Source organism: Streptomyces sp. NPDC055506 (genome assembly GCF_053643595.1).
In genome coordinates this window covers 31,443-51,181 of sequence record NZ_JBSHKH010000032.1, presented here as the reverse complement: position 1 = coordinate 51,181, position 19,739 = coordinate 31,443, and the positions used below count along the sequence as shown (strand labels likewise).

Here is a 19,739-nt window from a genome sequence, read left to right as displayed (position 1 = left end):
GGGCGTACGGCTACACGTCACCGGCGCGTCGTCCGCGCAGACCGGCGCCCACGGCCCACCCCAGTCCGCCGGCCGCGACCAGCACGAGGGCGATCTCCGGCAGTACCCCCAGCCGCGTGGCGGGGGTCTGCGAGGACCGCAGCGGCACCTTCTGCACCAGTGAGTCGGCGACGAACATTCCGGTCTTCTGCGTGATCTTCCCGTCCGGCATGATCATCGCGCTGACGCCGCTGGTCACCGGGACCGTGACCGTACGGCTGTGCTCGACGGCGCGGACCCGGGACATGGCGAGCTGCTGGTAGGTCATCTCGCTGCGGTCGAAGGTGGCGTTGTTGCTCGGCACGGAGATCATCTGGGCGCCGTCGGTGACCTCGGAGCGCACGGTCCAGTCGAAGGCGGCCTCGTAGCAGGTGACGAGTCCGACCTTGGCGCCGTCCATGGTGAACACGCCCGGTTCGGTGCCACGGCTGAAGTCCTGGCGGACCATCGCCGTCCAGTTCTTGTTGATCGCGCCGATGAAAGAGCGCAGCGGCAGGTACTCGCCGAACGGCTGGATCTGGCGCTTGTCGTAGGTGTCGACGGGGCCCTTCGCCGGGTCCCACAGGATCTGTTCGTTGTACAGCTTGCCGTCGCGCTCCACGACGCCCCCGACCGAGATGGGCACGCCGATGGCCTTGGCCGCCCTGTCGATCACGGCGCGGGCGTCGGGGTTGGCGAAGGGGTCGATGTCGGAGGAGTTCTCCGGCCACAGCACGAAGTCGGGACGGGCGACCTTGCCGGCCTTGACCTCGGCGGCCAGGCGTTCCGTCTCGCGCGCGTGGTAGTCGAGCACGGCCCGCCGCTGGGAGTTGAAGTCGAGGCCCGCCCGGGGCACATTGCCCTGGATCGCGGCGACGGTCACGCTGCCGTCCTCGGCCTTGTCGCTGACCAGCGGCCGGGCCGCCACGGCAGCCACGACCGGGACGGCCACGCTCAGCAGGCCCACGGCCGCGGCGGCCCGTCGTACCGTCCCGGTGCGCCGGGTGAGCACGGCCAGCCGGACGACCTCGTACAGCCCGAAGCCGCACAGGACCACGGCGAAGCCGAGCACCGGGGTACCGCCCACCGCCGCGAGCGGCAGGAACACGCCGTCGGCCTGCCCGAACGCGACCTTCCCCCAGGGGAAGCCCTCGAACGGCACGCGCGCGCGTGCCGCCTCTCCTGCGATCCACACAGCGGCCGCCCACACCGGCCAGCCGGGAAGCTTCGACACGGCCGCGACGCCCGCGCCGACCAGAGCGACGAAGATCGCCTCGATGACGACCAGGGCGAGCCAGGGGCCCGGCCCGACCTCCACTCCGGTCCACACCAGCAGCGGCAGCAGGAAGCCGAGGCCGAAGAGATAGCCGAGGCCCAGTCCCGCCTTCCAGCTCCGGCCGCGCAGCACCCAGCCGAAGACGGCGAAGGCCGGCAGGGCCAGCCACCAGAGGATGCGGGGCGGGAAGCTGACATAGAGGAGCAGGCCGGAGAGCGCGGCTGCGGTGGGCGGAACGAGACGCCGGGCCCACGTCCGCGCCCCGGGCGCGTTCCGCGGCTCCAACTGGTCCGACTCGCCGACGGAGGTTGCGGTGACGGTCACTCCCGGAGTCTAAGGCGAGTGACCTTGAGGCCGACAGCGCGGTCCACGAGGCGGCGGCAGCACGCCGTTCGGGCGACCGCGCGCGGCGTCGTCCCGCCTGCGCAGCATCGTTCCTGCTCATTTCGTCACGACACATCCACAAACCGTCCACCAGCGGCTACGGTGTGCCGAAGCCTCAGTCGTGCGGCCCGTGGCGGACCGTGCGGCCGGGGTCTTCACAGGTCGGGGGCGACGTGGTGCGGGGGGCGGGGCGGGGTGGGTTCACATGGGCTGACGTCCGCGTCCGGGCTGGACGCGGACGGCGAGAGAAGAATCGTTTCCGATGCGGCGGGCGTCGTGGTGCTGGGGGCTTGCGCCGGCTGGTCCCTGATCACGGCCGCGGTGCACGAGGGCCGGCCCGAGGGCGTGCTGCTCGCGGTGCTGGCCGTGGCGGCCGGGTACGCCGCGGGACGGATCGGCGGGGCCCTGCTGCCGGTCGGCGCGCCCTGCGCCGGGGCGCTGGCGGGTGTCGCGCTGACCGTGGCCGTTCCGCACCTCGCCCCGGGTCCGCAGATCACCGCGCCCCTGGGACACGCCGGAGCCACAGCGGCCGTGCTGACGCTGTCGGCCGGTGCCGCGTGCTGCGCGGCCTGGGCCGCCGCCGCGCCGGCCGTCCGGATCGCCCTGCGCGTGCTGGCCGCCGGGACCGCGGTGCTGGCGGCCGTGCTCGGTTCGACCACCGGCTGCGTCACCTGTGCGGCGGTGCTGCTGTGCTCGCTCGCCGCCAGCCGCACCCGTCACCGCGGTGTCGGCCTCGCCGTACTGGCCGCGGTCGCCGCCCTGGTGACCTGCCTGGCCTGGGCGGTCGCCGCGCGGGCCGTACCGGGCGGGTTCGTGGCCGCCCTCGAAGGGCGGCTGACGCCGCACCGCGTACAGCTCTGGGAGGACGCGTGGCACCTGCTGCGCGAGAACGCCGCTCTGGGGGTCGGCCCGGGCCGCTTCGGGGAGCTGAGCACGACGGCCGCCCAGTCACTGGTGTCCGACGGCAAGCCCCACTCGGCGCCCCTGCAGCAGGCGGCCGAGCAGGGCATCGTCGGCGTTGCCCTGCTGGCGGCGGCGTTCGGCTGGGTGCTGTACGCCCTGTGGCGCGGCCCGCGCCCGACGCCGGTGGTGCTCACCGCGGGCGCGGCCCTGACGGCGCTCGCCGCCATCGCCGCGATCGGCAACGCGCTGAGCTTCACCGCGGTGTCGGTGGGTGCGGGCCTGCTGGCGGGCATGGCCACGGCACGCCCCTGGGCCGACGAACAGTCGGCCCGGGCCCCGGACACCCACGCGCGCGGCGCCGGACGTACCCCCGCCTGGTGACCGGCCGCCGCGGTGAGCATGGCCGGCGATCGACCGCCCTCAGAGCGCGGGAGCGCCCGGTTTCGTGTGCCGCAGCCGTGCCTTGATCACCTGTACGGCCGCCTCCGCGTCGTCCACGGTGACCGTGAAGGTGTGCCCGTCCCACAGCTCCAGCACGACGCCCTCACCCTGTCGAACGACGACCGCGGTGCCCTTCTCGGGCCGCCAGCGATAGCCCCAGCCGCCCCAGTGGCGGGGGGTGACGTGCGGGATGTACGTGGCGCCCGCCACGTGGGAGAGCGGGATACGGCGGCGGGGCAAACCGATGTGGCCGCAGCGCACCTCGAGGTGCTCGTCGTCGACGCGCAGCGCGACGTGCACGAAGGCGAGGGTGCCGAAGAGGACCAGCAGCCCGGCGGCGATGCACCCGACGACGGCCATGACGAGCGGGGCGCCGGACGTCCACGCCGAGTCGACGGCCAGCTCGATGCCCAGCGCCATGCAGGCGGCGCCGACGAGCGCCAGCAGCCACTGGACCCGGTTGGTGGCACGACCGGTCCAGACATCGGGGTGCGAGTGGGGGGCGTTCTCGCCGTGGGGGTGGTCCCTCATGCATATGAGGTTACTCAGGTTTCGCTCTGCCGGTAGCAGGTGGCGGAGCGTGACTGCGCCGACCGGGCGGCGGGCCGGCTCGGCACGGGGCGATGGCGTCCGGCGTCCGGTGCCGGTCAGCCGGCGGGCGTGACCGCCTGGAGCAGTCGCCCTTCGTCGTACGCCAGGGCCGGCGCGGGCAGCGTGCCCTCGCGTCCGCTCAGCAGCACGGTGAGGGTGCCGTGGGGCGTGGCCCCCGGTGCGGGCTGCTCGCCGAGCCGGCGCAGGGCCTGGGCGGCGACGGCGCCCGCGGAGCCGTGCAGCACGAGGGGCGGGCGGCCGGGGCGCTGGACGGCGGTCCGGATGCGCTCGGCGACCAGTTCGTAGTGGGTGCAGCCCAGGACGACGGTCGTCACCTCGTCGGGGGTGAGCGCGGCGGCCGCGGACACGGTGGCGTCGATCGCCGCCTCGTCCGCGTGCTCCACCGCCTCGGCGAGGCCCCAGCAGGGCACCTCGGTGACGGGCACTCCGCCGGCGAAGTCCCGGATCAGGGCCTGCTGGTACGGGCTGCCGGTGGTGGCCGGGGTGGCCCAGATGGCTATGGGCCCGCCGCCGGCCGCGGCGGGCTTGATCGCCGGGACGGTGCCGACGACCGGGAGCTCCGGTTCGAGGCGGGCGCGCAGGGCGGTGAGCGCGTGGACGGTCGCGGTGTTGCAGCCGACGATCAGGGCGTCGGGGCGGCGCGCGGCGGCCGCCTCGGCGACGGCCAGGGCACGCTCGGTCAGGTCCTCCGGAGTCCTCGGTCCCCACGGCATGCCGTCGGGGTCGAGGGAGAGTACGAGATCGGCGTCGGGGCGCAGCCGCCGCATCGCGGCGGTGGCCGCCAGCAGGCCGATTCCGGAGTCCATGAGCGCGATCTTCACCCGATCACGATAGACGATGAGCCTTCCCGGCCAGGTCCGGTGGGGCAGACTGCGCGCGTGAGCGCCGTTGTGTGGACTGCCGCTGGATCACTTCTCGCCTGGCTGTGGCTGCTGCTCTGTCAGGGCTTCTTCTGGCGCACGGATGTGCGGCTGCCGCGGCGCCGGGACCCGGACGCGTGGCCGGCCGTGTGCGTCGTCGTCCCGGCCCGCGACGAGGCGGCGACACTGCCCGCCGCGCTGCCGTCGCTGCTCCTGCAGGACTATCCGGGACGGGCGGAGGTCTTCTTCGTCGACGACGGCAGTTCGGACGGCACCGGTGATCTCGCTCGGGAACTGGCGCGCCGGCACGGCGGGCTGCCGTTGACCGTGGGCTCGCCGGGCGAGCCGCCCGCGGGCTGGACCGGGAAGCTGTGGGCGGTGCGCCACGGCATCGGCCTGGCACGCGCGCGTGATCCCGAGTATCTGCTCCTGACGGACGCCGACATCGCGCACGCGCCGGACAGTCTGCGGGAATTGGTGGCGGCGGCCCGCGCGGGAGAATTCGACGTGGTCTCGCAGATGGCCCGGCTGCGGGTGGGCAGCGCCTGGGAACGGCTCGTCGTGCCGGCCTTCGTCTACTTCTTCGCTCAGCTCTACCCCTTCCGCAGGATCGGCAAGAAGGGAACGCGGACGGCCGCCGCGGCCGGCGGTTGCGTCCTGCTGCGGGCGGAGACCGCCGAGCGGGTGCGGGTCCCGGACGCGTTCCGGCACGCCGTCATCGACGACGTCGCCCTCGCCCGGGCCGTCAAGCGAGGCGGCGGGCGGGTCTGGCTGGGGCTCGCCGACCGGGTGGACAGCGTGCGGCCGTATCCGCGGCTGCACGACCTGTGGCGGATGGTGTCGCGCAGCGCGTACGCCCAGCTGCGGCACAACCCCCTGCTGCTGGCCGGGACGGTCGCGGGGCTGGCGCTGGTGTACCTGGTGCCGCCGGTGGCGGTCGTGGCCGGCCTGGCCGCGGGGAGCGCGGCGGCGGCGTTCACCGGCGGACTGGCGTGGCTCGTGATGACCGGTACGTACGTCCCGATGCTCCGCTACTACCGGCAGCCGCTGTGGCTCGCTCCCCTGCTGCCGTTCACCGCGTTCCTCTATCTCCTCATGACGGTCGACTCGGCGGTGCAGCACTACCGGGGACGCGGTGCGGCCTGGAAGGGCCGCACCTACGCCCGTCCGGACGCCGTGCCCGACGAGGGCTGACGGCCGCCGGTGAGAAAGGGGGTCACTTCCGGCCGGGGGTCCAGTTCATGCCCCACCCGTAGGCGTAGTCGACCGTGCGCTGCGGGCTGACCCCGCGCTCGGGCACCAGGTAGCGCGCCTCCCGCTGGACGACCAGGTCGCCGCCGGTGTTGGTGATCAGGGCGAGCGCGCACACGGGTGAGGGGACCGTGCACTCGTCGAGGGAGAACTCGATGGGGGCTCCGTACTGCGGCTGGAGCGTGACGGTGGCGTTCAGGTCGGCGAAGGACCGGGCGCCTTCGTAGATGGTGACGAAGACGAGGATGCGCCGGAAGGCGTTCTTGTGGTCGAGATTGACGGTGAGGTTCTCACCGGCCGCCACGGCGCCGGTGCGGTCGTCGCCGTCGAGGTGGATGTACGGGGGCTGGTGCAGCGCTCCGAAGGTGTTGCCGAGGGCTTGTACGACGCCCTTGCTGCCGTCGGTGAGTTCGAACAGCGCGCACAGGTCGAGGTCGAGGTCGGAGTGCATCGCGGCCGGGCGGCCGAATTTGCTGCTCCACCCCGAGAACTGCTTGCGCACCTCCCAGTTGAGGTTCACATGGAGGGCGCCGGAGGTGCCGCCCTGCTTGGTGAGCGAGACGGACGGGGCCGCCTTGGTGAGCGTCACCTTGGTCAGACGGACCGGCGCCGGTGCCGCCGGGGGCGCGGCGGGCGGGGGCGGGGCCGCAGGCCGCGTCATCTGCGGAGGCGTGGGCGCCGGGGGCGCTGCGGGCGGCGGGGCGACCGCGGGCGGTGCCGCGGCCGGGGCCGCCTGCTGCGGCTCGTCCACCGTGATGCCGTAGTCGGTGGCCAGCCCTTCGAGCCCGCTGCTGTAGCCCTGCCCGACGGCCCGGAATTTCCAGGCGCCCTGGCGGCGGTAGAACTCGCCCAGCACGAAAGCGGTTTCAGTCGTGGCGCCCGGGTTGTCGAAGCGGGCCATCGGGATGCTCCGGTCGGCATCCTGCACCTCGATGTACAGGTCCGGGACCTGCCCGAAGGTGCCGCCGTCGGCGGAGGCGGCGAGGACGACCGTCTCGATGGCGGGCTCCACGCGCGCGAGGTCGACCAGGAGCGCGTCGGTCACCCGGCCATCGGAGTTCCGCTTGCCCTCGTGACTGATGGCGCCTGAGGAGTGCGCGGGCTGGTTGTAAAAGACGAAGTCCGCGTCGGAACGCACCTTCCCGCTTACCAGCAGCAAAGCGGAGGCGTCCGCGTCGGGCACACCCGGTCCGGCCCGCCAGCCCAATTCCACCCGCAGCGCCGCGGTAGGCACAGGAGTGTTTGAACCTTTCAGCATTTGCATGTCCGCCCCCATCGCGTATCACCGCGCCAGGCACATCCCGGCCGTCCGTCGAGTTCCGTGCGCACAACCTATTCCTCCGCGCGGCGAACTCCCATGCGCCGCCACCGGAAGATCCGGCGGCCAACCCCTGGTAACCCGCCCGGAACTCGGCCTTTACACGATCAGAACCCGGTTCGGCGCCCTTTTTTGGCGAGTTCGCTCGCATTGGGGATCCCAGGTCACTGCGGACGCGGAAAACAACCCTCTTATCGGTCTCCCCAACCAGCACATCGTTGGCTTAACTTATGTGGCATGACCTCCCCCCGCTCCACCTATGGCGGCGGCTACTACTCCGCCTCCTTCCCGGACACCCCGATCTACGACAGGCTCGTCGCCGAGCGGGGCACCCCGCAGATCGCCCCGATCCGGGTCCCCGCGCAGTACGACATGCCCGGCAGCAACCTGCCCGCCCTCCCGTCCGCGCTGCCCGCTCTGCCGGCAGCCCCTTCCCAGCCCGCCTACGGCTATCCGCAGGCACAGCAGCCCGCCCCGCTCCAGCAGGCGCCCGCGGCGTACATCCCGCAGCAGGCCTCCGCACCGCGCGGCTACCCCGGTCCCCAGCCCCAGCAGCCGCGCCCTGCGGCGCCCGGCGGCTACGAGGCGATGCGCCCCGCGGCTCCCCGGCCCGCGCCGGCTCCCTATCAGGACCCGTACAACAACCAGCAGTACCGCGGTTACTGAGCGCCCCCGGGGGTTGTCGGTGCCGGCTGGCACGATGACCCCATGGGGTACGCACAGCTGCACTCGATTCACGTCCATCCGGTCAAGGCGGTCCGGGGCCTGGCGCCCCGGAAGGCCGTCGTGGAGCCCTGGGGGCTGGCCGGAGACCGGCGCTGGGTGCTGATCGACGACGGGGGAAAGGTCCTCACGCAACGCCAGGAGCCGCGCCTGGCACTCGCCGCCGCAGAGCTCCTGCCGGACGGCGGCGTCCGACTGTCCGCGCCCGGCATGGAGCCGCTGACGGTGCCCGTTCCCCGCCCCCTCGGCACGGTGCCGGTGCAGATCTTCCGCGACAAGGTCGAGGCGGTCCCGGCCGAGGACGAAGCCGCGCACGCCTGGTGCAGCGCCTATCTCGGCATCGATGTGCGCCTCGTGTACATGCCCGATCCGGCCACGCGCCGTCCCGTCGACCCGGAGTACGCGCGGCCCGGCGAGACCGTCTCCTTCGCCGACGGCTTCCCGCTGCTGCTCACGACGACGGCCTCGCTCGACGCCCTCAACACCCTGATCGCGCAAGGCGACCACGCGGACGAGGGCCCGCTGCCCATGAATCGTTTCCGGCCGAACGTGGTCGTGGCGGGCACCGCCGCATGGGCCGAGGACGCGTGGTCGCGCATCGCCGTCGGGGAGGTGTCGTTCCGGGTCGCGAAGCCCTGCGGCCGGTGCCTGGTGACCACCACCGACCAGAGCACGGGCGAGCGCGGCCGCGAGCCCCTGTACAGCCTGGGGCGGCACCGGCGGCTCGGCGGCAAGCTGGTCTTCGGACAGAACCTGGTGCCCCTGTCCCGGGGCACGATCCGGGTCGGGGACCCTGTCAGGGTCCTCTGACAGCGCGGGCGGAAGGTCTCCGGCGACCTCGGGAACCGCCCCACGGGCCCGGGCGTTGGCCTTGTGTGAGAAGTTCATGAGAGACCCGTGAGAGGTGATTTGGCTCTCTCTTCGACGGGTCGGCGCGTGGACGGCTCCGCCGGGGGTTATCACGGAGCGGGAAGGGGGTGCGGTCGGTGCGAGCGATCAGGGGGCTCTGGCGCTGGCGGCGCAATCCGCTGTGCCGCGCGACCGATCTGGCCGAGGCCTGGGTGGCGCTGGCCGCCCTGCTGCTGATCCTCCTGGTCGCCCCGGTGGCCGGAGCCCTCGTCGGAGGCGCCGCCCAGGACACGCTGCAGCAGTCCGTCCGGACCCAGCACGAGGCACGGCATCCGGTGACGGCCACGGTGGTCCGCAAGCTGGACCGCTCCCCGCTCGACGCCGACCCGGAGACCTCGACGGGCAGGGATCTGCGCAACCGCGTCCTCGCCGACTGGACCGCCCCGGACGGCACCGCGCACCAGGGCCCGGTCCTGGCGGGCCTCAAGGACCCGCAGCAGGGCGACGAGTTCCGGATATGGACCGACCGGCACGGCCGGATGGTGGCCCGCCCGCTCGACTCCGCGACGGCGTCGACGCACGCGGTCCTCGGCGGCATCGGCGCGGCCCTGGCGGCCGGCGGCCTCGTGGAGGGCGGCAGGCGGCTGATCGTCTGGCGCATGGTCCGCCGCAGGTACGCGCGTTGGGACCAGGCATGGGACAAGGCGGGCCCGGACTGGGGCAGGACGGGCACGGGCAGCTGAGACGGCCTTCCGACTCTGGTCAACCCACCACCCGCGCGCACGCTACGGTGGTCCGGCCGAGACGATCGGCACAACCCGCGCGCGAGCGAGCAGGAGGGGCGCGCCGGTGTCGCTGCCGCGTGCGCGCGCAGGCCCGAGAGGCCGAGCACGGCCGCGACTCACGACACGGGCTGAAGCGCCCCGAGGGCGAACGAGCCATCAGTACGACCGAGGTGGGGGCACAGCTACACCATGGCACAGGGCACGGTCCAGGTGACGCACACCGGCACGTCGCGGTGGCGGCGCCGCACGGGTGAGTACGCATCGCTCGCCGCTGCCCTGGAGGCCGCGGCCGACGGAGACGTCCTCACCGTCGCCCCCGGCACCTACCGGGAGAACCTCGTCGTGCAGCGCGCGGTGACCCTGCGAGGGCCCGAGGGCTCCCCCGGCTCGGTGCGGATCGCGCCGGTGGACGGGGTGCCGCTGACGGTGCGCGCCTCGGCGGTGGTGCAGGACCTGCATGTGGAGGGGCAGGACTCGGCCGCCCCGGCCGTGCTGGTGGAGGAGGGCACACCGGAGCTGCGGGACGTGCGGGTCGTCACGCGCTCGGCGGCGGGAATAGAGGTGCGCGGCAGCGCCCGGCCCACGGTCCGGCGCTGCGCGGTCGACAATCCGGCGGGCGTCGGCATCGCCGTACTCGACGGCGCGGGCGGCGTGTTCGAGGAGTGCGAGGTCGTCGCGGCCGGCCAGGCCGGCGTGGCCGTGCGCGGCGGCGCCCACCCCCGTCTGGAGCGCTGCCGGGTGCACCACGCCTCGGGCTCGGGCCTGTCGGCGACCGGGGAGAACTCTGCGCTGGAGGCGGTGGGCTGCGAGATCTACGAGGTCCGGGGCAGCGGGGTGCAGATCACCGGCCGGGCCACCGCGCACCTCACGGACTGCGATGTGCACCGGACGACGGCCGACGGCGTCACTCTGGACACGGACGCCGTGCTGACGCTCGCCGACTGCCGTATCCACGACATCCCGGAGAACGCGGTCGATCTGCGCTCGCGTTCGGTCCTCACGCTGACGCGCACCACGGTGCGGCAGTTCGGGCGCAACGGCCTGTCGGTGTGGGACCCGGGCACGCGCGTGGACGCCAACCAGTGCGAGATCTTCGACAGCACGGGCGACTACCCGGCGGTGTGGGTGAGCGACGGCGCCACGGCGGTGCTCGATTCGTGCCGGGTGCACGACGTGCCGGACGCGCTGTTCGTCCTCGACCGCGGTTCGCGCGCGGACGTCGTCGACAGCGACCTGTCGCAGGTGCGCAACACGGCCGTGTCGGTGAGCGACGGCGCGACCGCCCAGCTGGACGACTGCCGGATCCGGGACGCGGCGACGGGCGCCTGGTTCCGCGACCACGGCAGCGGCGGCACCCTCAGCAACTGCACGCTGGACGGCACCCAGACCGGCGTCATCGTCACCAAGGGCGCCGACCCCACCGTGGAGCGCTGCACGATCGACTCCCCGGCGGAGGCCGGGGTCTATGTCTCGGCCGGCGGCCGCGGCAGCTTCCAGAACTGCCGGGTGACGGGCAGCGGCGGCTACGGCTTCCATGTGATCGACGGCAGCCGTACGACGCTCCGGAAGTGCCGCACGGAGCGCTGCACGCGCGGTGGCTACGAGTTCGCGGACAGCGGCGCGGACGCGGCGTCCGGGACGGGCCCCGTGGTGGAGGACTGCACCAGCGACGAGAGCGCCGGGCTCAGGGCGCCCGCGGCGCGGGAGACGGCCGTGCAGACGGTGAACCACTCCCCCGGTCTGCTGGGCGCCCTCCCGGAGCAGCGCGCCGAACCGGCGCCCCCGGCCCCGGCCGTGGAGCCCGAGCAGCCGTCCCGCACGTCCAAGGCCGTCCTCGGTGAACTGGACGCGCTGGTGGGCCTGGAGAGCGTCAAGCGCGAGGTGCGTGCCCTCACCGACATGATCGAGGTCGGCCGGCGCCGGCAGCAGGCGGGCCTCAAGGCGGCGTCGGTCAAGCGGCACCTGGTCTTCACCGGCTCCCCCGGCACCGGCAAGACGACGGTCGCGCGGCTGTACGGCGAGATCCTCGCCTCCCTCGGGGTGCTGGAGAAGGGCCACCTGGTCGAGGTGTCCCGGGTCGACCTGGTGGGCGAGCACATCGGCTCGACCGCGATCCGCACCCAGGAGGCCTTCGAGAAGGCGCGCGGCGGGGTGCTGTTCATCGACGAGGCGTACGCGCTGTCCCCCGAGGACGCGGGCCGCGACTTCGGCAAGGAGGCCATCGACACGCTGGTGAAGCTGATGGAGGACCACCGGGACGCGGTCGTGGTGATCGTCGCGGGCTACACGGCCGAGATGGAGCGCTTCCTGTCGGTCAACCCGGGTGTGGCGTCCCGCTTCTCGCGGACCATCACCTTCAGCGACTACGGCCCCGAGGACCTGCTGCGGATCGTGGAGCAGCAGGCCGAGGAGCACGAGTACCGGCTGGCGCCGGGCGCCGCCGAGGCCCTGGAGAAGTACTTCACGGAACTCCCCAAGGGCCCGGCGTTCGGCAACGGCCGTACCGCGCGGCAGACGTTCGAAGCGATGGTGGAGCGGCACGCGAGCCGCGTCGCCCAGGTCGCGGAGCCGAGCACGGACGATCTGACGCTGCTCTACGACGAGGATCTGCCCGAGCTGCTCTGAGGGTCCTCCTCAGGGCCCGGGCAGGGCGGCTCGGCGGGATGCCGGGGTGCCGGCAGGCCCGGCCGCAGCCGGGCCAGCAGCTTGCGGCGTTCCTCGGCGAACGCCGGGTCGGCCTGGTAGTCGGAGTGGCCGAGGATCGGCGCCGGCAGCGGCAGCAGGTCTGTGCGGCCGTAGGCGAGGGGGTCTTTCAGGGGGCCGTGGTCAACCTGGTGGCCGCGGTCGCCGGGCAGGCGCATCGGGCCGCCGATGGGGTCGGTGAGCCGGTAGAGGTTGCGCCAGCAGTCGACCTCCCGGTGCAGTGAGCCGAGCGCGGCGGGGCCGAAGTGTGCGGGGAACCAGCGGCCGTAGAGGCGTTCCAGCGGGGAACCGTAGGTCAGCAGCGCGACGCGTTTGCGGGCGGACGGGGCGAGTTGCCAGGCCGCCGCGGCGGCGAGCACGCTGCCCTGCGAGTGCCCGGAGATGACCAGCCGTCCGCCGGTGGTCCGGGTCCAGGTCGCCATCCGCCAGGTCAGGTCGGGCACGGCGCGTTCGGCGTAGCAGGGCGGGGCGAAGGGATGGGCGGCGCGCGGCCAGAAGGTGCCGACGTCCCAGAGGATGCCGATGGTGCGGCGGGCCGCCGCGTCCTTGTAGGCGCGCCGGCCCCAGGTGACGAACAGTATGAAGCCGAGGCCGATCAGCCAGGAGCCGAGGGCCTGGGCGGTCTCCGCGGCGCCGTGGACGACGGGGTAGGCGCCCTGCGCGGCCTCTCCCGGTGTCTCGTCGGTGGTCAGGGCGCCCACCAGGGCTCCGGCGCCGAGGAGCAGGGTGACGCCGGAGGTGACGGCGACGATGCGGGGGCCCCGGTCGGTGAGCGCGGCCATCGCGCGGGTGTAGGCGATCCGGCGGGTGCGGGCGCGGTCCTGGGCCTCGTCCGGGTAGTCGCGTGCCACGGCCTCGCGTTCGGCGCGGGCCAGCTGCCAGGCGCGCCGGGCCAGCCAGCCGAAGAGCACCAGCAGCACCACGATCAGGGGCGGGATGACGGACGCCTGCCAGGTCAGCAGGACCGGTGGGCCCTCGATCGACGTGCCGGTGCCGTCCAGCCAGTCGGACACGCGCTGGGACACGCCGCCGGACATCACCCCGCCCAGGGCGCAGGCCAGCATCGCGACGGCCGGTCCGCCGAGGCCGCGCAGCACGGCCCGCCGGTCGGGGTCGGTGCGGTGCAGGGCGTGGGCGACGCCGGCGAGGACGATCACCAGCAGCCCCTGCACCAAGGCGATGCCGCCGAAGGTCATGTCGCCCGGCAGCCGGCCGGCCGACTCCCAGCCGGGGCGCTGCCACCCGGCGTACAGCAGGGCGAGGCCGAGCAGGACGAGCGCGGCGAGCGGCAGACGTCGTACGAAACGGTCGTCGAGCTCCCGGTCCAGGCGCCGCTCACTGCGGCCCCGGCGGCACACGACCCACACCACGGCGACCGCGCAGGCCACGAGGGCCGCCTCCAGGAGCAGGCCCAGGATGTTCAGTACGGCGGGGCCGCCGGGCTCGCGGTCGCGGCGGGCCGCGGCGCCGGCGACCGCGGCCGCGACGGTGATCAGTCCGGCGGCGGTGTGTGCCGCGCGCAGCCGGGCGACCAGCCGGCGTCCGTACCAGAATCCGGGACGCCCCAGCGCGGTCGGGCTGCCGTCCTCGTCGGGCTCGGGGCGGCGTTCGATCGGCTGCTGGGACTCGTAGTCGGTCCAGGTGCGCTTGGACAGGTACCACAGCAGGGCGGTCAGCGCGGTGGGGACGAAGGCGGCGAGGGCGAGCCTGCGGCCGGGGCTGCTCCACCAGCCGCCGTCCGAGACGGTGGGTGAGAGGAAGCCCAGCCAGGAGTGGCGCTCGGCGCACGCGGAGGTGCCCGCGCACTGCCATGCCGCCAGGTCGAGGGCCACCTCGCAGGCCGCCGCGACGAGCAGCACGGTCAGGGTGAGTCCCGCCAGCCGCACCAGGAGGCCGTAGAGGCGGACCGTGCGTCTTCGGCCGCGGGCGGTGGGGCGCATCCAGTGGGCGAGGTTGACGACCATGAACGGCAGCAGCAACAGCCACAGGGCGCGGGTGCCGTTTCCGGAGGTGAGGTTGCACCAGACGTAGGCCTCGGGCACCGGTCCGTCGCGGCGGTGGGCGTCGGGGCTGGTCTCCGCGTCGACGTCGTCGGCGCGGCGGAAGACGGCCGCGATGTTGTCGCCGGTGATCCGCACCGTGCGCGGATCGTTGAGCATGTCCTGCGGCGTGGTGCCGCCCACGCCGTGGACCAGGAGTTCCAGGGCGGTCCCGGTCTCGCCGGGCCGCGGGGCGGGCTGGTCCGGCCCGCCGGTCGAGACATGTTCCTGCGCACGTTCCACTGATTCGCACTTCCCCCGTGACACGCCGTCGGCTCTGTCCGTGCGGGCACAAGGATCTCCACTTCTGCGGCGCCGCACACCCCCTGTCACGGAATCTCCCCGATCCGTGATGCGGGGCAGCGACGGATGAGCCACGAGTGACATGTGCGCGACGAGTGGTCGGTGGCGCCGCCGGCTCCGCGACATGCGAGGATGAGACGTCCGCGCACCGGAGCCCGGGGAGAATGTCCTAGTGGGGGCGGGTGTGCTGGGCGAGTCGGACGGCATTGAGGCGAAAGGACCGGAGCGTACGTGAGCGAGAATCAGAACCTCCTCGCGGAGCAGCGGCGATCCCTGATCCTCGACGAGGTCCGTCGCCGGGGCGGTGTCCGGGTCAACGAGCTGACCCGGAAGCTCGGCGTGTCGGACATGACGGTCCGCCGCGATCTCGACGCGCTGGCCCGCCAGGGCGTGCTGGAGAAGGTGCACGGCGGCGCGGTCCCGGTGGTCGAGGCGAGTACGCACGAACCGGGCTTCGAGGCGAAGTCGGGCCTGGAGCTGACCGCCAAGGAGGACATCGCGCGGGCCGCGGCCAAGCTGGTCGCGCCGGGCGCGGCGATCGCCCTGTCGGGCGGAACGACGACCTTCGCGCTGGCGCACCAGTTGCAGGACGTACCGGATCTGACGGTGGTCACCAACTCGGTGCGGGTGGCGGACGTCTTCCACGCGGCGCAGCGCACCTCGGGCCCCCGGCAGGGCGCGGCCACGGTCGTGCTGACCGGTGGGGTGCGCACTCCGTCCGACTCGCTGGTGGGGCCGGTGGCCGACCAGGCGATCGCGGCGCTCCACTTCGATCTGCTGTTCCTCGGTGTGCACGGCATATCGGTCGAGGCCGGTCTGTCGACGCCGAACCTCGCGGAGGCCGAGACGAACCGGCGGCTCGTGCAGTCGGCCCGGCGGGTGGTGGTGGTCGCCGACCACACCAAGTGGGGCAAGGTGGGCCTGAGTTCGTTCGCCTCGCTGGAGCGGATCGACACGCTCGTGACGGACGCCGGCCTGCCGGACGAGGCGCGCGGCGTGGTCGTGGAGCATCTGCGGCGGCTGGTGGTGGCCGGGGAGCCCGAGGAGGGGGCAGACATCTGACGGGCCGCCAGCTAAGGTCTGGCAGACCCTGGGGTGACGCTTCCGGTCATCGCCCGTTCCGTGCGAGGAGGGCTTCGTCCATGCCTCACCGTCTGCGCCCCGTCGGGCTCGACTTCGCCGGGATCGCGCCCGTGCGGCATGTCTCCGCGCTGGTGATCTCGGCTCCGGTGGAGGCGGTCTACCGTGCGCTGGAGGACGTGCCCGGCTGGGTCGACTGGTTTCCCCAGGTGACGGCCGCCCGCGAGATCGACGGAGGCGCGGGCCGCGACATCACGCTCACCGGGGGCGTCCGGTTCCGTGAGTCCGTCATCGCGGCGAGGGAACCCGAGGTGTACGCCTACCGCGTCGACGTCACCAACGTGCCCGGGGTGCGCGCGATCGTCGAAGAGTGGCGGCTCGCGCCGGCCGGTGACGGCACCCGGGTGCGGTGGACCTTCGCCACCGACGGGACGGCGGCCTACCGGCTCGCCATGAAGCCGATACGGACAGCCCAGGCGCGCGCCTTCCGGGATGCCGTCTCGGCGCTGGACCGGAGGCTGGCGGCCTGACGCCGCGGGCCCGGTCTCAGTCCGGCCAGACGCCCGTCTCCAGCAGCGAGTCGATCGCGGCCGTGTACGGCGCGATGTCCAGTCCCTGGGCGGCGAGCCAGGTGTCCGAGTAGTACTTGTCGAGATACCGGTCCCCCGGGTCGCACAGCAGGGTCACGACACTCCCCTGCCGCCCCTCGGACACCATCTCGGCAGCGATCTTCAGCGCGCTCCACAGACCCGTGCCCGTCGAGCCGCCCGCCTTGCGGCCGATGGCGCGCTCCAGTGCCCGTACGGCGGCGACGCTCGCAGCGTCGGGCACCTTCATCATCCGGTCGATGGCGCCGGGCACGAAGCTCGGTTCCATACGGGGCCGGCCGATGCCCTCGATACGGGATCCGCAGTCGTACGTGACGTCCGGATCACCGGTGGTCCAGCCGTCGAAGAAGCACGAGTTCTCCGGGTCGGCCACGCAGACGCGCGTGTCGTACTGCATGTAGTGGATGTAGCGCGCGAGGGTCGCGGAGGTGCCTCCGGTGCCCGCCGTGGCGACGATCCACGCCGGCTCGGGATACCGCTCCAGGCGCAGCTGGCGGAAGGTGGATTCGGCGATGTTGTTGTTCCCGCGCCAGTCCGTGGCCCGTTCGGCGTAGGTGAACTGGTCCATGTAGTGACCGCCGGTCTCCGTCGCGAGACGGGCGGACTCCTCGTACATCGTGCGAGGGTCGTCGACGAAGTGGCACCGTCCGGAGTGGAACTCGATGAGGCGGATCTTCTCGGTGCTCGTCGTGCGCGGCATGACGGCGATGAAGGGAACGCCGATGAGCTTCGCGAAGTACGCCTCGGAGACGGCCGTCGAACCGCTGGAGGCCTCGATCACGGGTCTGCCCGGACGGATCCAGCCATTGCACAGGCCGTAGAGGAAGAGGGAGCGGGCCAGCCGGTGCTTGAGGCTGCCGGTGGGGTGGGTCGACTCGTCCTTCAGGTACAGGTCGATGCCCCAGCGCTCCGGCAGGGGGAACTGGAGCAGGTGTGTGTCGGCCGAGCGGTTGGCGTCGGCCTGGACCCTGCGGACGGCCTCTTTCAGCCACGCGCGGTAGCCGGCGTCACTGTGGTCGACGTCGAGGGTGACGCCGGTCCGGGTCTGCTGGGGAGTGCTCACGAGGGGGCTCCTAACGCTGCGCGCCGACGGCACGTCGCGCGGCCGACACCTCGATGATATGCAGCTTCCGCACGCTTCTCACCTGCATAAACGCATCTTTGAGCCCCCCAAAGCGCCCCCTGGGGCAGAGGCCGGGGCAAGGGGGCGCGCGGTCCCGGGGGCGCATTCGCGTGTGTGCTGCGGGCGCCCCCCGGCGAGGGGGTCTCACGCACTGGTGCTCGACGCCGGGTGCGGGCAGACTTCACCGCGGGACCAAGGCCCCGCACGGGGTACCGGCAGGGGTACGAAGCACCGCCGGAGCGGGCAGGCGAGGCACACTGGATCAGAACACGAGCCGTACCGGGCGCCGCGGGGAGCGCGGGCCGGTACACCGAGGCGCACAAGGGGGCGGGTGGCATGGCGGAGCCGGAGTTCAGGGCCACGGGAGTGCGGATCGGGAAGCGGCTGCGTTCGCTCACCCGGGCCGGACAGGTCCGGATCAGCGACGGCCGGCTCGAGCTGCTGACCAGCTACGGCAGTGAGATCGACAGCGCGCCGGTACAGGCGGTGCGCGCGTCCAAGCCCTGGTTCGGCCCCGATGACCGGGCCACGGCGGACCTCAACGGCAATCGGTACCTGCTCACCCTGGGCGATCATGACCCCGCTCCGGGCGAGCCGGGGCCGCCCGCGGCACGGCGCTTCATCGAGGCCGTGCGCCGAGCGGCGGGGCGTGGCGACTGAGATGTCCGCGAGTTGCGGTACCTCACCCCCTGCGTCACTCTGGTCTCACGTCACTCTGGGTTTACCGGCGATAACGCTGCGAACCAGCCCGCCGGCCACGACAGCGGGCGGCAGTGTCATAAAGGCGCCCTGCTGGATCCGAACTCCGTGTTCTTCCGGACCTCACGTCGGGGAGTCGCAGCCGTGATCAGCTACCCAAGCAGACACTGCACGGTGGAGCTTCAAGCTTTGCCGTCGCGGATCGGCCAGGTCCGCAGAATCGTATCTGCGCAATTGCGCTACTGGCATCTGGACGCCCTGATCGACCGGGCCTCGCTCGGCGTGACGGAGCTGTTGTCCAACGTCCACCGGCATGCCCAGCCCGACAAGACCTGCACGGTGGAGATAGAGCTCCTCCTCGACCGGCTCACGGTCTCGGTGCACGACCACGACCCGCGGATGCCCGTGATCGAGGACCCCCAGGACATCGCGCCGCTGGCGACCTGCGGGCGCGGGCTCGCGATGGTGGCCGCCATGAGCGAGAGCTGGGGCGTCCGGCCGGACGGCGAGTCCGGCAAGGTCGTGTGGTTCACCCTGCCGACCTCCGTGGTGGCGGCGCCGTCGCGCCGGGCGCGCCGCGCCGTCCTGGAGAAGCCCGCGCGCAGGTTCGCGGAGGCCCCCTCCGCCGACGGGCTGCGGCCCGATCATGCTCCCGCCCGGTCCGCCGTTGCCGGTTGACCGGGCGGTGACCACCCTTCGCACGGCGGTCACCTCGAGGTGACTCGTTCGGTCAGTATGCTCACGCACCACCACCCTTGGCCGAGCGCCCGAACTCCTCGTTCAGTACGGACAGCCGGCGCCAGTACTCGTCCTCGTCGATCTCGCCGGAGGCGAAGCGGTGGCCGAGCACGGCGATGGGCGAGTCGTTCTCGACAGCGGGCTGCCGCCACGGCCCGCCACGGCGTCCGCGCCACACGGTGCGGCGCAGCAGCATGATGCCGCCGCCGATCACCAGCGCCCAGATCAACGGGAAGAACAGGATCCACGGGCCGGGCCCGCCGCCGTCGCCGAAGTTCGCCAGGGTCTGCATGTCGTCCAACTCCTCGGATTCGCTGCCGCGATGTTCTTTCTCTGCTTCCGAGAGTCGCCCCGCAAGGGGGCACCGGTCGTCGTACGGCCAGCGGCAGTCCGCGTACTTCGTGGGGAGTAGGCGCGGCCTCGACTTCTGTAACTACTGGTATGTACAGTGAGCGCATGAGCACCTCGGAACGGCTGATCGAGTCCACTCGCGAGCTGCTGTGGGAGCGTGGCTACGTGGGCACGAGCCCCAAGGCGATCCTGGAGCGCGCGGACGCCGGGCAGGGCAGCATGTACCACCACTTCAAGGGCAAGCCCGATCTCGCACTGGCCGCGATCCGGCGGACCGCCGAGGAGATGCGGGCCACCGCCGAGGGAGTGCTCGGCGGCCCCGGAACGCCGTACGAGCGCGTCGAGGCATATCTGCGGCGCGAGCGGGACGTGCTGCGAGGCTGTCCGATCGGCCGGCTGACCATGGACCCGGACGTGATCGCGAACGACGAACTGCGTGCCCCCGTCGAGGAGACCCTGGACTGGCTCCGGGGGCGGATCGCCGGGATCGTCGAGGAGGGCAAGGAGCAGGGCCAGTTCGTACCCTCGCTGGACGGCGAGGAGATCGCGGCCGCGGTCGTGGCCACGGTCCAGGGCGGCTATGTCCTCGCCCGCGCCTCCGGCTCGCGTGCCGTGTTCGACGCGGGGGTGCGGGGGCTGCTCTCGCTGCTGGCACCCCGTACCGCCTGAGGAGGC

General features: G+C 72.9%; 18 protein-coding genes. 11 read left to right on the top strand and 7 right to left on the bottom strand.

From position 1 onward, the window contains the following. Positions 1-10 precede the first annotated feature (10 nt). On the bottom strand, positions 11-1,618 hold the full coding sequence (gene lnt, locus ACWIF2_RS15145) for an apolipoprotein N-acyltransferase (protein WP_454360698.1): 1,608 nt from the start codon (positions 1,616-1,618) through the stop codon (positions 11-13). Between the two features lie 312 nt (positions 1,619-1,930). On the opposite strand from lnt, the gene ACWIF2_RS15140 reads away from it, so the two are divergent. After that, the gene (locus ACWIF2_RS15140; RefSeq protein WP_454360733.1) at positions 1,931-2,962 is read left to right on the top strand and encodes an O-antigen ligase family protein; all 1,032 of its coding nucleotides are present in this window, start codon (positions 1,931-1,933) and stop codon (positions 2,960-2,962) included. Positions 2,963-3,001: 39 nt separating this feature from the next. On the opposite strand, the gene ACWIF2_RS15135 is transcribed toward ACWIF2_RS15140, so the two are convergent. Both ACWIF2_RS15135 and ACWIF2_RS15130 read right to left on the bottom strand, forming a co-directional pair. Beyond that, positions 3,002-3,553, bottom strand: coding sequence for a hypothetical protein (locus ACWIF2_RS15135; protein ID WP_454360697.1), 552 nt, complete (start codon positions 3,551-3,553; stop codon positions 3,002-3,004). A 116-nt stretch (positions 3,554-3,669) separates the two neighbouring features. Next, the gene (locus ACWIF2_RS15130) at positions 3,670-4,455 is read right to left on the bottom strand and encodes a glutamate racemase (protein WP_454360696.1); all 786 of its coding nucleotides are present in this window, start codon (positions 4,453-4,455) and stop codon (positions 3,670-3,672) included. Positions 4,456-4,494: 39 nt separating this feature from the next. Between ACWIF2_RS15130 and ACWIF2_RS15125 the strand changes: the two genes are divergently transcribed. After that, positions 4,495-5,688, top strand: a complete 1,194-nt coding sequence (locus tag ACWIF2_RS15125; protein WP_454360695.1) for a glycosyltransferase — start codon at positions 4,495-4,497, stop codon at positions 5,686-5,688. 22 nt (positions 5,689-5,710) lie between these two features. On the opposite strand, the gene ACWIF2_RS15120 is transcribed toward ACWIF2_RS15125, so the two are convergent. Further along, the gene (locus ACWIF2_RS15120) at positions 5,711-7,003 is read right to left on the bottom strand and encodes a TerD family protein (RefSeq protein WP_454360694.1); all 1,293 of its coding nucleotides are present in this window, start codon (positions 7,001-7,003) and stop codon (positions 5,711-5,713) included. Positions 7,004-7,300: 297 nt separating this feature from the next. Here ACWIF2_RS15120 and ACWIF2_RS15115 point away from each other — a divergent pair, with 297 nt between their 5' ends. From ACWIF2_RS15115 to ACWIF2_RS15100, 4 genes are all read left to right on the top strand, one after another. Next, entirely contained in the window at positions 7,301-7,729 is a 429-nt protein-coding gene (locus ACWIF2_RS15115; RefSeq protein WP_215123360.1) for a DUF6643 family protein, read from the top strand. A 42-nt stretch (positions 7,730-7,771) separates the two neighbouring features. Then, positions 7,772-8,596, top strand: coding sequence for an MOSC domain-containing protein (locus tag ACWIF2_RS15110; protein WP_454360693.1), 825 nt, complete (start codon positions 7,772-7,774; stop codon positions 8,594-8,596). A 176-nt stretch (positions 8,597-8,772) separates the two neighbouring features. Then, positions 8,773-9,378: an Rv1733c family protein gene (locus tag ACWIF2_RS15105; protein ID WP_454360692.1), complete on the top strand. Its 606-nt coding sequence runs from the start codon at positions 8,773-8,775 to the stop codon at positions 9,376-9,378. Between the two features lie 231 nt (positions 9,379-9,609). Then, a complete protein-coding gene (locus ACWIF2_RS15100; protein WP_454360691.1) occupies positions 9,610-12,045 on the top strand; it encodes a right-handed parallel beta-helix repeat-containing protein in 2,436 nt (811 codons plus the stop codon). Here ACWIF2_RS15100 and ACWIF2_RS15095 read toward each other — a convergent pair. Then, positions 12,015-14,405: a hypothetical protein gene (locus ACWIF2_RS15095; protein ID WP_454360690.1), complete on the bottom strand. Its 2,391-nt coding sequence runs from the start codon at positions 14,403-14,405 to the stop codon at positions 12,015-12,017. The genes ACWIF2_RS15100 and ACWIF2_RS15095 overlap by 31 nt on opposite strands. A gap of 291 nt (positions 14,406-14,696) precedes the next feature. Here ACWIF2_RS15095 and ACWIF2_RS15090 point away from each other — a divergent pair, with 291 nt between their 5' ends. Both ACWIF2_RS15090 and ACWIF2_RS15085 read left to right on the top strand, forming a co-directional pair. Continuing rightward, positions 14,697-15,527, top strand: a complete 831-nt coding sequence (locus tag ACWIF2_RS15090) for a DeoR/GlpR family DNA-binding transcription regulator (protein WP_382488087.1) — start codon at positions 14,697-14,699, stop codon at positions 15,525-15,527. A gap of 80 nt (positions 15,528-15,607) precedes the next feature. Then, positions 15,608-16,075: an SRPBCC family protein gene (locus ACWIF2_RS15085; protein WP_454360689.1), complete on the top strand. Its 468-nt coding sequence runs from the start codon at positions 15,608-15,610 to the stop codon at positions 16,073-16,075. Between the two features lie 16 nt (positions 16,076-16,091). On the opposite strand, the gene ACWIF2_RS15080 is transcribed toward ACWIF2_RS15085, so the two are convergent. After that, positions 16,092-17,216, bottom strand: coding sequence for a PLP-dependent cysteine synthase family protein (locus ACWIF2_RS15080; protein WP_454360688.1), 1,125 nt, complete (start codon positions 17,214-17,216; stop codon positions 16,092-16,094). A gap of 396 nt (positions 17,217-17,612) precedes the next feature. Here ACWIF2_RS15080 and ACWIF2_RS15075 point away from each other — a divergent pair, with 396 nt between their 5' ends. Then, positions 17,613-17,936, top strand: coding sequence for a hypothetical protein (locus tag ACWIF2_RS15075; protein WP_261682162.1), 324 nt, complete (start codon positions 17,613-17,615; stop codon positions 17,934-17,936). A gap of 183 nt (positions 17,937-18,119) precedes the next feature. After that, the gene (locus tag ACWIF2_RS15070; RefSeq protein WP_454360687.1) at positions 18,120-18,653 is read left to right on the top strand and encodes an ATP-binding protein; all 534 of its coding nucleotides are present in this window, start codon (positions 18,120-18,122) and stop codon (positions 18,651-18,653) included. A gap of 61 nt (positions 18,654-18,714) precedes the next feature. Here ACWIF2_RS15070 and ACWIF2_RS15065 read toward each other — a convergent pair whose 3' ends face one another. Next, positions 18,715-19,005, bottom strand: a complete 291-nt coding sequence (locus tag ACWIF2_RS15065; RefSeq protein ID WP_454360686.1) for an SHOCT domain-containing protein — start codon at positions 19,003-19,005, stop codon at positions 18,715-18,717. A gap of 149 nt (positions 19,006-19,154) precedes the next feature. Between ACWIF2_RS15065 and ACWIF2_RS15060 the strand changes: the two genes are divergently transcribed. Continuing rightward, positions 19,155-19,733 (top strand): TetR/AcrR family transcriptional regulator, encoded by a 579-nt coding sequence (locus ACWIF2_RS15060; protein ID WP_454360685.1) that lies wholly within the window; start codon positions 19,155-19,157, stop codon positions 19,731-19,733. The last annotated feature ends 6 nt before the right edge of the window (positions 19,734-19,739 follow it).